This is a genomic window from Methanospirillum sp. (genome assembly GCF_035406105.1).
Taxonomy (GTDB): Archaea; Halobacteriota; Methanomicrobia; order Methanomicrobiales; family Methanospirillaceae; genus Methanospirillum.
In genome coordinates this window covers 1-14,274 of sequence record NZ_DAONKG010000002.1, presented here as the reverse complement: position 1 = coordinate 14,274, position 14,274 = coordinate 1, and the positions used below count along the sequence as shown (strand labels likewise).

Annotated in this window: 13 protein-coding genes; 11 read left to right on the top strand and 2 right to left on the bottom strand. The window is 44.6% G+C overall.

The window, feature by feature from the left end:
- Together PLA23_RS00170 and PLA23_RS00165 are read left to right on the top strand one after the other, a co-directional pair.
- Window positions 1-699: ABC transporter permease (locus PLA23_RS00170; RefSeq protein ID WP_324473490.1), on the top strand; the 699-nt coding region annotated here is incomplete at its 5' end.
- Window positions 699-1,388 carry an ABC transporter ATP-binding protein gene (locus PLA23_RS00165; protein ID WP_324329333.1) on the top strand — a complete coding sequence of 230 codons (690 nt, stop codon included), beginning with the start codon at window positions 699-701 and terminating at the stop codon, window positions 1,386-1,388. The genes PLA23_RS00170 and PLA23_RS00165, both read left to right, overlap by 1 nt.
- 581 nt (window positions 1,389-1,969) lie before the next feature.
- Here the strand turns inward: PLA23_RS00165 and PLA23_RS00160 are convergent.
- A complete protein-coding gene (locus PLA23_RS00160) occupies window positions 1,970-2,794 on the bottom strand; it encodes a hypothetical protein (protein ID WP_324473488.1) in 825 nt (274 codons plus the stop codon).
- A 367-nt stretch (window positions 2,795-3,161) separates the two neighbouring features.
- On the opposite strand from PLA23_RS00160, the gene ppk1 reads away from it, so the two are divergent.
- From ppk1 to PLA23_RS00140, 4 genes are all read left to right on the top strand, one after another.
- A complete protein-coding gene (gene ppk1, locus PLA23_RS00155) occupies window positions 3,162-5,321 on the top strand; it encodes a polyphosphate kinase 1 (RefSeq protein ID WP_324473486.1) in 2,160 nt (719 codons plus the stop codon).
- A 6-nt stretch (window positions 5,322-5,327) separates the two neighbouring features.
- Entirely contained in the window at window positions 5,328-5,804 is a 477-nt protein-coding gene (locus tag PLA23_RS00150; RefSeq protein ID WP_324473485.1) for a hypothetical protein, read from the top strand.
- Window positions 5,805-5,991: 187 nt separating this feature from the next.
- Window positions 5,992-8,913 (top strand): PAS domain S-box protein, encoded by a 2,922-nt coding sequence (locus PLA23_RS00145; protein WP_324473483.1) that lies wholly within the window; start codon window positions 5,992-5,994, stop codon window positions 8,911-8,913.
- Between the two features lie 234 nt (window positions 8,914-9,147).
- Window positions 9,148-9,372 (top strand): hypothetical protein, encoded by a 225-nt coding sequence (locus tag PLA23_RS00140; RefSeq protein WP_324473481.1) that lies wholly within the window; start codon window positions 9,148-9,150, stop codon window positions 9,370-9,372.
- Window positions 9,373-9,787: 415 nt separating this feature from the next.
- Here PLA23_RS00140 and PLA23_RS00135 read toward each other — a convergent pair whose 3' ends face one another.
- Window positions 9,788-10,405, bottom strand: a complete 618-nt coding sequence (locus PLA23_RS00135; RefSeq protein WP_324330997.1) for a LysE family transporter — start codon at window positions 10,403-10,405, stop codon at window positions 9,788-9,790.
- 89 nt (window positions 10,406-10,494) lie between these two features.
- Between PLA23_RS00135 and PLA23_RS00130 the strand changes: the two genes are divergently transcribed.
- From PLA23_RS00130 to PLA23_RS13740, 5 genes are all read left to right on the top strand, one after another.
- The gene (locus PLA23_RS00130; RefSeq protein WP_324330995.1) at window positions 10,495-10,929 is read left to right on the top strand and encodes a ribonuclease HI family protein; all 435 of its coding nucleotides are present in this window, start codon (window positions 10,495-10,497) and stop codon (window positions 10,927-10,929) included.
- A gap of 56 nt (window positions 10,930-10,985) precedes the next feature.
- On the top strand, window positions 10,986-12,164 hold the full coding sequence (locus tag PLA23_RS00125) for a response regulator (protein WP_324473480.1): 1,179 nt from the start codon (window positions 10,986-10,988) through the stop codon (window positions 12,162-12,164).
- A 39-nt stretch (window positions 12,165-12,203) separates the two neighbouring features.
- Window positions 12,204-12,551: a response regulator gene (locus PLA23_RS00120; protein WP_324473479.1), complete on the top strand. Its 348-nt coding sequence runs from the start codon at window positions 12,204-12,206 to the stop codon at window positions 12,549-12,551.
- Window positions 12,552-12,635: 84 nt separating this feature from the next.
- Window positions 12,636-14,123, top strand: coding sequence for a PAS domain S-box protein (locus tag PLA23_RS00115; protein WP_324330998.1), 1,488 nt, complete (start codon window positions 12,636-12,638; stop codon window positions 14,121-14,123).
- Between the two features lie 2 nt (window positions 14,124-14,125).
- A partial coding sequence (locus PLA23_RS13740) for an SOS response-associated peptidase family protein (RefSeq protein ID WP_502883582.1) occupies window positions 14,126-14,274 on the top strand: 149 nt, incomplete at its 3' end.

Here is a 14,274-nt window from a genome sequence, read left to right as displayed (position 1 = left end):
GTCTCGACAGGAGATTTTGTTGATGTAACATTTAACAACGGGGTCAGGAAGACCCTGAAAGTCAAGGGCATTCTGGAAAGCGGTTCATTTGGAGTTGACCGGAACGGTTTTGTGACGATAAAGGAGATCAACCAAGTTTACGGCATATTAGATACGGCAACATCTATCCTTGTAAAAATCAGTCAGAATGGAGAGGAGGAGCAGTACAAAAAAATCCTGATGCAATACGGAATTGCCGAGAAGATCCGAACATTCAAAGAGAAAGGGCAGGGATTTGTAAATGATGCTATTCGCAGTTTTGAGATCATCAATGCAATCTCAACAATAGTAAGCCTTGTAATTGCGATTGTAGTAATTTTCATCGTCATATTCATCAATACCATCAATAAAAGACGACAGATAGGGATTCTGAAGGCAATCGGAATTCATAAAAAGATTATCATCTATTCCTATATCATCCAGGTTCTCATTATTGCCACCTGTGGTATACTTCTGGGACTTTGTTTAAGCTCAGGTCTTGTGACATATCTTACCTATAAACCACTTGTTTTCCCGGGGGGTGCCGTTTATCCCGTAGTGGAAGCAGGACCGGTTATCCGAAGTATCATCAGTCTGGCCCTCGTCTCCCTCATCTCCGGATTCATCCCCTCCTGGAAAACCGCGAATGAACCTATTCTTGATGCCATCAGAGGACAATGATGATAGAAGTCATTGATGTTACCCGGATTTACCAGATGGGGCTGGTTCAGGTTCAGGCGCTCCGGGGTGTCCGGTTCAGAATTGAACGAGGTGAATTTGTCGGTATCATGGGACCTTCAGGGAGTGGGAAATCCACTCTGCTCCATATCCTGGGTCTCCTTGATGAACCAACCTCCGGTTCGGTGATTATAGACGGAGTGCAAGTAGAATCATTGCGTGAAGAGGAAAAGAGTGATTTCCGGTTGAATAAACTTGGATATGTATTTCAGGACTATGCACTCGTCCCTGAATTATCTGTACAGGAGAATGTTGTTCTTCCTGCCATGGCACGGGGTATTTCACCAGATGTATATCTGGCTGAAAGTGAGAAAATACTCAACCAAGTGGGTCTTGGTCATCGGATTCATCACAGGCAGTATGAACTCTCCGGCGGGGAGCAGCAACGGGTTGCCATTGCCAGAGCTCTCATCAACCGCCCCAGTATTTTATTTGCAGATGAACCATGCGCAAACCTTGATTCAACAACTTCACGAACAATACTCAATCTCTTTCGTGAGGTGAATGAAAAATTCGGTCAGACAATAATCATGGTCACCCATGAAGACTGGCATGAAGAATATATGTGCCGGGTTCTTTATATGAAAGATGGGATAATTGAGGATGAAAAAGCGTGCGTTTTAAGAAGGTAAAATAGGAGACAAAAGGTGTGATCAATCAAAGGATGAATGACTCCCACTGAATAAGAACGTGATTGTGAATCTAACACGATATTGAACGGATTGATTTTCCGCGAGTCGGATGTATATTTTTACATACCCTCTCTTTGTATGCACTCCAGGGCAGATTCATCGCCAGTATCCGGGGATCGTACTTCGAATTCAAAAATCAAAATTCGGGATCTGATGACCTCGATTGTATCGTCAAATACCTTGCATGAAAAAGAAAGATGAAAAGTCTTATAGGGTCAGGATTACATAACCATGGCAGATCTTCACCTGCACCTACTCATATTCTGCCTGTACTTGAGGGGTTTTGCATCTCAAACTTCAGATACGAATCGAGAGATTTCAGGACTCCTGAAAAGCCCGAATTAAAAAGAAGACCTTTTTATCCGTATTACCGGGCATTATCCTGACCAGTCCAATCGGATGACTCTGCATACCGTTTCATCTTCCTCATTTCTTATCAAGCCTTGAATGTATGAAATACCAGAAGAACATGTCCATTATGATATGTACGCATCATCCCAGTGGTATGATAAGGAGGGGTCTCATAGGTTTTTTAGAGCTACAAAAACCCGGAACACCTCATTATACATCTGGAAAGCAGACCACGCTCCGGTCCTGAAAAGCTCATGACTGTTCCATACCTCATATATTGTTCTTCCAGTCCAGGAATACCTGACAAGCTCTTGTACATCACGAAATGTTGGAACTTCAGTTAATACATTATCAGGTGGGACTGAGTGGAATTCTCTATAATCCGAACACCAAAGGACGTCGCCGTTATGATCCATAAGGACCGAAAATATCTCCGGATGTAATCCCGCCTTTTTTGCAGAAAGCTCACCAAGATTATAAGAATTAATATGAATCGCAAGATGGCTGATCTCACCGTCTGTTCTCACCGGCCATATCAGATCTCTCCCAGACGTGATGTTCATGGTTTGTTCTGATGGTCTGATGAAGAGAGACTGATGCGTTATGAAAGGAATGACAGGGGCATCCTTGAAAAAATCATCAGGAACGTGAGATCCAAGAAGGAATGCAAAGGAGCTGTCAGATACCTGAGAGATATTCCCATCAGGAGTGATAAAAGCTGCACCATCCACGGCATTGTTCACCGCATGAAGCGATGATAACAGTGACATAATCGTATCATCTGTCGTCTTCGGGTCTGCAAGGTGCAGGGCCGCATATGCTGCCTGATTATCAATTTCAGTCAGTGATTCTGTAACAGCGTCCCGAAAAGCGATGCATTGCGTTACATAACCGCGTATTTCTGGCTGATCTGAAGCCGAGACCTGGGCCATAAGTCCGAAAAGAAAAAAGAAGATGACCAGATACGCCTTATACTGTGTAGCAAACCATACCATGAAAGAGTGTGTGGTTACCCTGCCTTTATTTATATTTTTCCTGACTGTGCAATATTTTCTTCTTCACCTTATCCCAGGTGAGCGTGATCAGAAAACTTCTATCCCTCTGATGATCGGGCCATCGGGGTACTGCGGAGATTGGATGACAATTCAAAGGTTATTGGTAGTGGCTCATTGGGAAAATAGGTACTCCATCTGGTGAGAAAAACCTCTTTCAAAGATAAATCAATAGTATCTCTTCCATGCAGGGGGTGAAAAACCTATCCGAACTGACTGAAGTGAGAAAAGAACCTGGTATTCGGGTAATTAATCAGATATTGATGTACAATACTCAACCTTTATCTTATTCAGGTAGAATTCATGTAGTATGGATCAGTTGGAAGATGGTCTTGACAGGTACCAGGAACGGGCATGTTCATTATTATCTGATCCGGCACTCTATATCAATCGGGAACTTTCGTGGATACGGTTTAACCAGCACGTTCTTGACGAAGCAAAGGATCCAACCCATCCACTGCTGGAGCGGATAAAATTCCTGGCAATCTTTTCAAATAATCTTGATGAATTCTTCATGATCAGGGTATCCGGGCTTCACCATCAGCTGGCCGAGGGAGTTTTAAAGTTCCCTCCGGACGGTCTGACCACGATGGAACAGCTTGAGCGAATACACAAAGACCTGATCCCACTCCTGAATGAACAGACCCGGATCTGGTTTGAAGATATCATCCCCGAACTTCGCAAAGCAGGCATCATCATTCATACCCGGACCTCCCTGAATGAAAAAAAACGAAAAAATCTTCGGAAATATTTCTTCCGCGAAATTTTTCCGGTCTTAACACCACTGGCCTTTGATAAATCACATCCATTCCCCTTTATATCAAATCTTGCATTAAATCTTGCTGTTATTCTCAGGCGCCCAAGATCTCATGATGAGTTATTTGCCAGAATAAAAATCCCAAACAAACAATTTCCCCGCCTGATTGAGATCACACCAGATGTTGCAGATCCCATCTCTCCCGGTACACAGGAGTTTATCTTTCTTGAAGACCTCATCGCAGAGAATCTGGATCTCCTCTTTCCCGGAATGGAGATTGTGGCTGCATACCCGTTCAGGGTTACCCGTGATGCAGATATTGAGATCGAGGAGGATGAAGCGGATGACCTTTTAAGTGCAGTAGAACAGTCAATAAGCAAGCGATGGATCGGAACACCGGTCAGGATTGAGATAGCAGAGGATATGATTCCTGCTATTATTGATATGATGGGAGCGAAACTGGCGAAATATCCTCATATGTTCTACCGGGTCAAAGGGCCAATCGGCCTTGCAGATCTCTTTTCCATGATGAACCTGGACCGGCCGGATTTAAAAGATATCCCGTATGCACCCTCGGTTCCCGAACGTCTGGAAAAGGATCCTGATATCTTTCATGCAATCAGGCAGCGGGATATTATCCTGTTCCACCCGTATGAGAGTTTTCAGCCGGTGATAAATTTTTTACAGACTGCTGCACATGACCCGGATGTTCTGGCCATTAAAATTACATTGTACCGGACCGGAACAAACTCTCCAATAGTCCAGGCACTTCTGGATGCCAGGGAGCATGGGAAGGCTGTATCCGTGCTGGTTGAATTAAAAGCCAGATTTGATGAGGAGAACAATATTGGATGGGCACGGGCACTTGAACGGGCTGGTGCTCATGTGGTATTCGGGATAATGGGGCTGAAGGTCCATGCAAAACTCTGCCTGGTAGTTCGCAAGGAGAAGGACGGGATTGTCAGGTATGTCCATATGAGTTCTGGTAATTACAATGCGGTGACTGCCAAGATTTATACTGATATCGGTCTTTTTACCGCGAACGAAGAGATTGCATCAGATGTATCCCATCTCTTTAATGTCCTGACCGGCTATTCGCAATTTACTGCATATCACCACCTGCTGGTATCACCAGGCGGTATTAAAAAGGGAATCATATCCCGGATTGAAAATGAGATAGAGCGGCAAAAAAGTCACGGGGATGGCAGAATCATCTTGAAATTAAATGCACTCCAGGATGCTGATATCATCCGGGCATTGTATACGGCCTCACAGGAGGGAGTACATATACAGCTTCAGATCAGGGGGATATGCTGCCTGAGACCTGGTATTGAAGGGATTTCTGATAACATTACTGTCACAACCATAGTAGGACGGTTTTTGGAACACACCAGAATTTATTACTTCCATAATGGAGGAGACCCGGTCGTACTCATGGGAAGCTCAGACCTTATGCCACGAAATCTGAAACGGCGTATTGAGATCCTGTACCCAATCCTTGATGCCGGAATCCGGAATGAGGTCATCAATACTATCCTGCCGGTACATCTCCGGGACAATGTCAAAACACGGATATTACAGGCTGACGGTTCATATGTCCGAAAAACCCCCGGGGATGCTAAGCCCCTCCAGGCACAGACATGGCTGATTGAGAACCGCGGAATATGGAATCGAAATCTCATGAAAAAAGGATCGGAGATCTCAGATCGGTGAGACGTGATGGGAACCGATAAGATAGAGAAGAGACTGCCTGAAGAGATCCTCTCATATATTGATGAAGAGGCAGTACAGTCAGGGATAACCAGACAGGAAGCAGTGTCAAAACTTGTTCACGCCGTAGTTGCCCACCAGCATGATCGCGAGACCATGCAACTCCGGCAGGAAGTAAAAACTCTTTCACGACTGCTTGCGATGAAAGAAGAAGAGAATGCATACCTCAGATCTGAGATGAGTGCGGTACATAAGGGCCTGTCAAAGATGGCAGATACACTGGCATCAGGATATAACGGGACGGATATCAGGCAGCAGATTCAAGAGGTTCAGGAAAAAATAACTGAACTCTCCGGTGCGTATGAAGAACTGAAAGAAACGCCAAAATCCACCCTTCATCCATCATATGAACGGCATATTCCGCTTATTATTATTGGAATTCTCGCTGGATTACTCATTATATACCTGATAATCATGAAGATATGATGTGGGTTCATGGCCATACCACAGGTTTATCAGCAAGCATGGACAAGTGAGAAGTATATTCCATGTTTAAACTATCAACCCGCATGACCTGTCAGGAACTGGGAGATAATCCGGGATCCACTCCCGTTTGAATCTGATGATATCCAAAATATTTTCAGGTTCAGGTGTCTCTCTGAAAAAAAGCCTAATGCTCTTATTTATCTGCATCATTCTTATCTCGCTGATCTCAATCACCGGGTATTATTACAATGAGACATCCAGGCAGATTGATGAGCGGTTTTTAAAGGATTTGAATCAGACAGAACAGGTATTAAAGAGTGCTTCGGATCGAATCACCAAGGGAGAGATGCTCTGGGAAGCAACCTATAAAAGACCGCTTGTTACCGTTACAAATCTGGTTCTGGATGAGTATGAGCGATCTGGCCGCGACCTTTCAGTAATGAATCTTGAGGAGATCATAAACCGGTCTGATCCAGCCTATAGGGATCGGATCGATATTATGCTGATCAACTCATCAGGAGTTGCAGAATATTCTACAAATAAAAAAGATTTATATCTTGATTTCAGCAAATGGGGACCTTTTTATCAGACAATAACCGAAATGCGAAATAATAATTCATTCAGGCTTGATCGGGCGGTTCGGGGATTTAATGCAAGTAATCCCTGGAGAATCTTTGGATACCAGCCTACCCCTGATCATACGTATCTGATCGAGACCATATACAGGATATATGGTGATTATCTAAAAGAGCGGAGTGAACTCTCCCTCAATACGCTTGTCACCCAGGTACGGGAACAGAATCCTCATGTCCTTGCCCTGGATTTGATTGGAAGTACCGGGCTGATTATTAGTGAAATGGACGAAATTCCGGTTCCTGCAGATCCGGATGATGCTGAAATCGCAGCTGAATTGTATAAGATACAAGGAAGCAGGGACTATTTCGATGAAAAAAATCAGACAATTACCAGATTCTTTTTTATTGAAAGTGGCGATAATGAAAGCCCCTCTTCTGAATATATCGATTTTGTTGCAAAAATGGTATACTCTACGAGAAGTTACCAGCATGAACGGATATCACTCCTTTTCCTTGCTCTTTCTCTGCTTATCATCTCAATTCTGCTCGCCTTAGTCCTTGCATATCTGCTTTCACGATTTATCACCTCACCGGTCAGGACTCTCCTAGAAGACCTTGATGAGATTACGAAAGGAAATATGGATCATCCAATCAGACCATCCCGGCATCTTGAGATAAACCGGATTATTCAGGCAGTATCGCAGATGGTCGAATCTATTCGGAAAAGTATCCGATCTCTTGAACTGTCAGAAAAGAGATACTTCTCACTCTTCCTAAATGCTACAGATGCAATTATTGTCTGGAAGGAGGGGGGTATAGTGCATGCAAATCCTGCTGCCTGCACTCTGTTTGGATGGAACACGAAAAGTGACTCTCCTGACCAGTCTTCACAAAACGAGATGATCAAATCGCTCCTCCATACCCGGAAGGACTCTCTTCATGAATGGAACCATACTTTTGAGATACCAGGACGAGGAAGTTACACACTCAATATCCGGCTGGTCAGGATAGTCCTTGATGATACTCCGATGGATCTGATTCAAATCCGTGATATAACCACTGAAACGCGGATGATTGAAGAAATTCACCGGCTTGCAGACATTGTAAGGAATACCCAGGCAGGCATTATTGCCGGACCACTTCAAAAACCGGATATTGTAAATATGGCCTATGCCCGTATGCATGGCTGTTCCCAGGAGGAGGCAAAACTGGACGGATTTTTTGGACCGGTTCATCCGGACTATTCCGATAATATCATGGAATGGATCCGGATAGCAACTGAACGTGGCCATATGACCGGAGAGGCGATCCGGATTCGAAAGGATGGAACCGAATTTCCGGCATTACATGACCTGACGATAGTACGCAATGAGCATCATGAACCATATCTGATTTTAAATGTACAGGATATTTCTGATCAGATACAGGTATGGAAGCTGATGCTCGAGAAGGAAGCACTTTCCGACTCGATCAACCTTCTATCCAGCATTCTTGAAAATCTTCCTGATCCCACCTTTGTTATTAATCTGAATGGGATGGTTCTTGCATGGAACAAAGCGATGGCCCTTTTTTCTGGTAGAACCTACGATGAGATCAGAAGTGGGGAGATAACCTATGCTGAGGCAATATATCAGATAAAGCGACCTCTGCTCATTGATAAGATCATAAAACCGGATCTTGATATCACCTCATATTATGCAAACGTAAAAGAGGAAAATGGAGTGTTATCCGCGGAAGTCATCAGCCATTGCGAGGGAAAGACGCAGTATAAATGGGTTATGGCAGGGCCGCTGTATGATTCCACAGGTGAGATGATCGGAGCAATTGAGACCATCAGAGATATAACCGATTTGAAAGATGCCCTGAAAAAACAGTCTGAACTTACCAATAAACTGATGCTGCTCTCCTCGCTGACCAGGCATGATATCAGAAATAAAGTGACGGTCATTGATGGATTTCGTTATTTTGCCGAGAGTGAAACAGACGAAGCAAAAGTAAAGGAGATACTTGCCCTGCAGAAGAATGCTATTGTGGATATTGGTAAACTTATTGATTTCAGCAAAGCATACCAGGAAATAGGAATTCATGAACCAAAATGGCATCATGTCCGTGAATTGTTTGAACGGGCTGTCAGGCAGGTCTCATGTAATCTGAAATCCGTATGTGATATTCCTTCCCTTGAGATCTATGCAGATGCAATGATCTATCAGGTATTTTATAACCTTGTGGAGAATTCCCAAAGGCACGGGGATCATGTCACAACAGTTCGTTTATACATGGATACATCAGATGGCCAATGCCGCCTGATATATGAAGATGATGGACTGGGTATCCCGGATAATGAAAAAGAACAGATATTTCTCCGTGGCTATGGGAAAAATACCGGTCTCGGTCTGTTTCTTATCAGGGAAATTCTTGCCATAACCGGCATTACCATAATTGAAAATGGTACATATGGTCAGGGGGTCAGATTTGAGATGCAGATACCCCCTGAGTGTATACGAGTAGCAGCATCAAAAAAGCCGGATACGTAAGCAGACCACTGTCTCCTCTACCATCATTCAGATTCCCCAAATCCCATAATTCATCTTGATGACCATGAAGGATGCAGACTCTTTTGAAAAACCAAACCGGAAGAGATGATAAAAACCTTTGACCATGTTTATTGCAGGTCAAGGTTATGCAGACCAGGTGAGAGCGCTCTTATAGGCAGTCCCAGATCCCATTATCATCTGATATAAAGAGGGCTTTCTGGTCTAATCCACGATATGAAAATGACAGGACTCTCATCAGAAAACAATTGGGAACACCAAAAACGCTCCCCCTGTGCATTTCTGACAAGGATACCTGCTCATACGTATATCCATAACTGCCGGTCTGATGGATGGATCAAACCAGGAGCAGGTGATGAAAGGGTGGTCAGAATGATTAATACAATCGCGGAATGGCTCGATAAGGGCTTTACCGCGTCTGAAAAGGTACATACGTTTTAAAACGAACCATCAACGGATTCATGGAGAACCAGCAGGCGCCCTGATCAGTATGCGCCTGGAAGGGTTTATGACCCCTTCATTTCCACTGGAACGTGCTATCCCTCTGTCAGGGTACTCCCACACTCCCATTTTTATCGTTTTCTCTTTGTTGTTTCGGGAGGGTGAGTGCCACTGGGGTGTCTTTTCCTATACCCTTACTTTCAGCGGAAATAGTGCTCTCATGAAGGGGTACAATCTTTCGTAGAATTGACAGGCCCAGACTAATACTCCGGATCATGCACCGCTTCTGGACCAATAAAAGACTCTGAACAGGGAGAGAATTACCACCTGCAGAAAGGGCCTTTTCATTCTGTTATATGACCGATTACCCTCACAACTTCCTATGATCTGTGATCTGTATACTGCTCACCGGGTATCAGATGGAAACAACCAGAACAAGATACCATAAACCAAAGATAACAAGGAATATCCCACACAGTATGAGAATTCCCCGGTACGTCCTGGTACTGAGCATTGTCCTGCTGCGGTGAATACTCACTGAAACAAGAGTAAACCATGCAAGATCTGAAGCCCAATGGCCGGTGATAAATGCAATAATACCTATAATACCCTGATTGAGGGAACTTATCAGCAGGGCACTCCCGACTGAGAACCACCATATCCAGAAATAAGGATTTGAAACACTGGTCACAAGCCCGGCGATCACTGGTCCTGATGCATGACCACTATCAGAATCAGTGAGTATGACAGCCTCACGTGATCCACACAGTGTCATAGCCCCAAATATAATCAGGGCAATACCTCCGACTCCGGAAAGAACGGGACGAAGAGTATCAGGTAATGAGGATATGCCCGCTGCAATAAGCACAACAATGCCCATTTCGGCAATAATATGCCCAAAGGTGACACGTGGGCCCCCGGTCCAGCCGTTATGAAGGGATGACCTGATGGTGGCAATGAGCGTGGGTCCTGGAGCTAATGCTCCGGTCAGACCAATAATAAAACCCAGAAAGACAAGATCCGGAATACTCATACAACTGCCAGTACCAGTGATCATGCAAGAATATCAAATATACCAACTGAACAAAGGAAAAAATGTTATTTTCAATTCCCGGAGCCTTTATGAGAACCAGCGGTCATCAGTATAAAGCGATGAAGAAGGTATACACTGATGGTGCCTCACGGGGAAATCCGGGACCAGCTGCATGCTCGTACCAGATTAAAGATGAAAATGATAAAAGAATCGCATCGTGCGTCTTTTTCCTTGGTCAGACCACCAATAATGTAGCAGAATATACAGCCATTATACATGCTCTTTCATGGGCATCTCATGAGAATTGTGATGAACTCCAGGTATACTCCGATAGTCAGCTTGTAATCAGACAGATAACCGGTGTGTATCGGATCAATAAACCCCATTTAAAAGCTTTGTATGACGAGGTTATGGCTCTGGCACACAGGTTTGGACATATTACCTGGGAGTATGTACCACGGACACATCCTGACATTGCATATTGTGATAAACTCTGCAACGAAGAACTGGATCGGCACCCATAATATCACACGACCATAAGACATGCCTTATTATGATCTTTGACGAAGAGGTATGAGATATGGTACCGGATGCCAGGCTCCTCATAGTTGACGATGATCCCGCCATACGGGAATTTCTCAAAAACCGGCTTGAAATGGAGGGATATGTCGTCTCAGATGCAGAAAGTGCAGAGAAAGCATTAGAACTGCTCACGGTGCATCCTGATACCGATCTCATCCTCCTTGATGTTATTATGCCCGGAGTATCAGGTTTTGATCTTTTACGAATCGTTAAAAAAGATCCGAGGTACACTCATATTCCCGTTATCATGGTTACCGCCCTCGGGCTGGTACAGGATAAGGAACTAGCATTCAGACTGGGGGCGGGAGATTATGTGACAAAACCATTTGATACCCGGGAGATGCTCGCACGGGTACAGACCCATATCATCCTTAAAAAGAAAAGTGATACAATCACTCATACCAACCAGATACTCTCAACCATCCTTGCAACTGTGCCGGGTATTGTCTACATGAAGGATGCTGAAAGAAAATTCCTTCATGTGAATCATCTCTTTGAACAGATCTGCGGGAACACTGCCGACCAGATCATAGGAACCACTGGAGATGGATTATTAGACACGAAACTCAAAGAATCATTAAACCGATCTGAAGATCTGATTTTTACCCATGGCATCCCGTTCCTGGAAAACGTTGAGGAGATCTCCACAGCTGCCGGAGAGAGCAGGAGTTATTTTTTCCGCCGCCAACCAGTCAGAACACCGGAGGGGAACATAAATGGTCTTGTTGGGGTGGGAATTGACCTTACAGAACAGATACTTCTCAGAAACATCCTTTCAGACCGTGAAGCATTTCTCTCAACCCTGATGAACTCATTTCCGGCACGAATATGGGCGATTGACCAGGAATATCGCTTCACGCAGCAAAATGTATACCATATCGAACGGTGGGGAAATCTGATTGGAAAGACCGTTTTTGAAGTTGAGACCAATACCTCAATCAGAGACGAGTGGAAGAAACGGTGTGACCTGGCACTATCAGGAAACAAGAGCTGCACAGTGTATCCCTGCAGGACCGAAAAGGGATGCAGAGTCCTGATATCGTGGATCGTTCCGATTGTTGAGAATGAAGTACTGAGTGGAATGCTTGGAATCACATTTGAGATATCTGATGATACAATCCGGAGTATTTCCGGTTCACATGCTGCATGCAGAGGGGATGAACCTGCATACATATAACCAGTTTACTTATGGGTGGAGAAAAGGGTCCGGGTTTTAGTGGTTGATGATACCCGGTTCATGAGAACCGTCCTGGTAAATATTCTCATTGACGAAGGGATTGAGGTGGTTGGTGAGGCTGAAGACGGTCAACAGGCGGTTGAATTATATCTTCAGACAAAACCTGATGTGGTACTTATGGATATTATCATGCCCAGAATGGACGGTATGATGGCACTGAAAACCATTCTTGGTATTAATCCTGCTGCAAAAGTTATCATGGTGACTGCCATCCAGTCAATTGAGATGGCAAAACTTGCATTCAAATGCGGTGCAATGAGTTATATCATCAAACCATTCCAGAAACAGGGAATATTGCAGGAGATAGAGAAAGTCCTTCATTCATAATCCGGGAGATATCTATAAGAAACTCCAATACCAAAGAGACATAGTACCCTTCATAATTCCATCACCCCTCGGAGATGACGAGCCCTGAATCCAGAAACTTCCTCCCCTATTTCAGTCTTATTTGTCGATGATGAACCGAGTATGGGAGATATCGCACGTATCTTTCTTGAAGACCGACTTGGGGGGTGTAAAGTGACTCAGGTAACCGACGGGGATGAAGCTCTCGAGCATATTCATTCACAAAGGTATGATGCCATTGTTGCGGATTATGAGATGCCGGGACTGAACGGATTACAACTTCTCCGGGCATTACGGACCGCAGGAGACAATACCCCGTTCCTTGTCTGTACCGGTAAGAGCAGGCATGAAGTGGTCATAGAAGCCCTGAATGCAGGGGCAGATTTTTATCTTCAGAAAGGAGAAGATCCCCTCGTCCTCTTTACCGAGATGAAACAGATGATCGTCCAGGCGGTCACACGAAGGCGATCAGAAAAAGCACTTGCAAAATCACGCAAACTCCTTGAAGAGATCATCGACTTTCTTCCTGACGCCACTCTGGCAGTTGATTCTTCAGAGCGGATTATCGCATGGAACAGGACAATGGAAGAACTCACCGGTATCCCGTCCGAAACAGTGCTCTTTAAATGTCAGGATTTTTCTGAATGCATCTTCAGATATCCGGGCGTCTCATCCCTCATAGAGCGAATTATGATCCTGGGGGAGAGAACCTCGGCTGATCCACACCATCCTGGGATTGAAAATCGAATCATCACCGAAGAGTATCACGGACAGGTCGGGGAGGGTACGGATAATGACCGGTATTACCGGATTATGGTATCACCAATCCTTGACTCTGACATGGAGAAGGTCGGTTTTATCGGATCAGTCAGAGATATTACCAATCAGAAACGATCAGAATACGCTCTTTTAGAGAGCAGGGAAAACTTTCGGGCACTCGTTGAGAACAATACCGATATTGTCATGAGATTTGACCTGAAAGGGCGCCATCTCTATGTAAATCCGTCGATTAAACCGTACATCCCCTTTGAACCCTCACATCTTCTTGGAAAAACATACCGTGAGCTTGAATATCCTCCCCAAAAAGCAGACGAATGGGATACACTCATTCAACGGGTCATTGCCACCGGGTATCCCCATGAGGCGGATATCACATTCCAATCCCCAAAAGGAAAGGTGACATTAAACTGGCGTTTATTCCCTGAATTTGATCTCGAGGGAAAGGTCAGATCAGTCCTCTCTATCTCCCGTGATATTACCTATCAACGGGAGTTTGAACAGGAGAAACAGGCATTGCTCTCCCAAATCGAGAGAAACCTTGGGGAGTTTGCCATCCTCAATGATGGAATCCGAAATCCTCTTGCGGTCATAACCGGCTGGTTGTCCATGATGAATATGAGTGAGAAGGAACGTTCAACCCTCATGCATCAGATTAAACAAATAGATGAGATGATCACCCAGCTAGACAGGCGATGGGTTGAATCAGAGAAAGTACTCGGATTTTTACGCCGTCATTACGCAATCCGGACCAGTCCTGACCAGTCGGATGAGTAAGGATGTGTGGGCGTTATTGTATTGCGGCATCGCCTGGCGAGCTATCTGAACGATTCCAGGTGCAGGTCCCGAAATCCTACGCTCCCCGGTATAATATTGCACCATCAGAACCGGTCCTTGCCATCATTTCTACTGGTACCGGACATGATGT

Coding starts and splice junctions, on each gene's coding strand:
- PLA23_RS00140 (WP_324473481.1), top strand. CDS start 9,148: ATGAAAATGACAGGACTCTCATCAGAAAACAATTGGGAACACCAAAAA.
- PLA23_RS00135 (WP_324330997.1), bottom strand. CDS start 10,405: ATGAGTATTCCGGATCTTGTCTTTCTGGGTTTTATTATTGGTCTGACC.
- PLA23_RS00130 (WP_324330995.1), top strand. CDS start 10,495: ATGAGAACCAGCGGTCATCAGTATAAAGCGATGAAGAAGGTATACACT.
- PLA23_RS00165 (WP_324329333.1), top strand. CDS start 699: ATGATAGAAGTCATTGATGTTACCCGGATTTACCAGATGGGGCTGGTT.
- PLA23_RS00125 (WP_324473480.1), top strand. CDS start 10,986: ATGGTACCGGATGCCAGGCTCCTCATAGTTGACGATGATCCCGCCATA.
- PLA23_RS00160 (WP_324473488.1), bottom strand. CDS start 2,794: ATGGTATGGTTTGCTACACAGTATAAGGCGTATCTGGTCATCTTCTTT.
- ppk1 (WP_324473486.1), top strand. CDS start 3,162: ATGGATCAGTTGGAAGATGGTCTTGACAGGTACCAGGAACGGGCATGT.
- PLA23_RS00150 (WP_324473485.1), top strand. CDS start 5,328: ATGGGAACCGATAAGATAGAGAAGAGACTGCCTGAAGAGATCCTCTCA.
- PLA23_RS00145 (WP_324473483.1), top strand. CDS start 5,992: ATGCTCTTATTTATCTGCATCATTCTTATCTCGCTGATCTCAATCACC.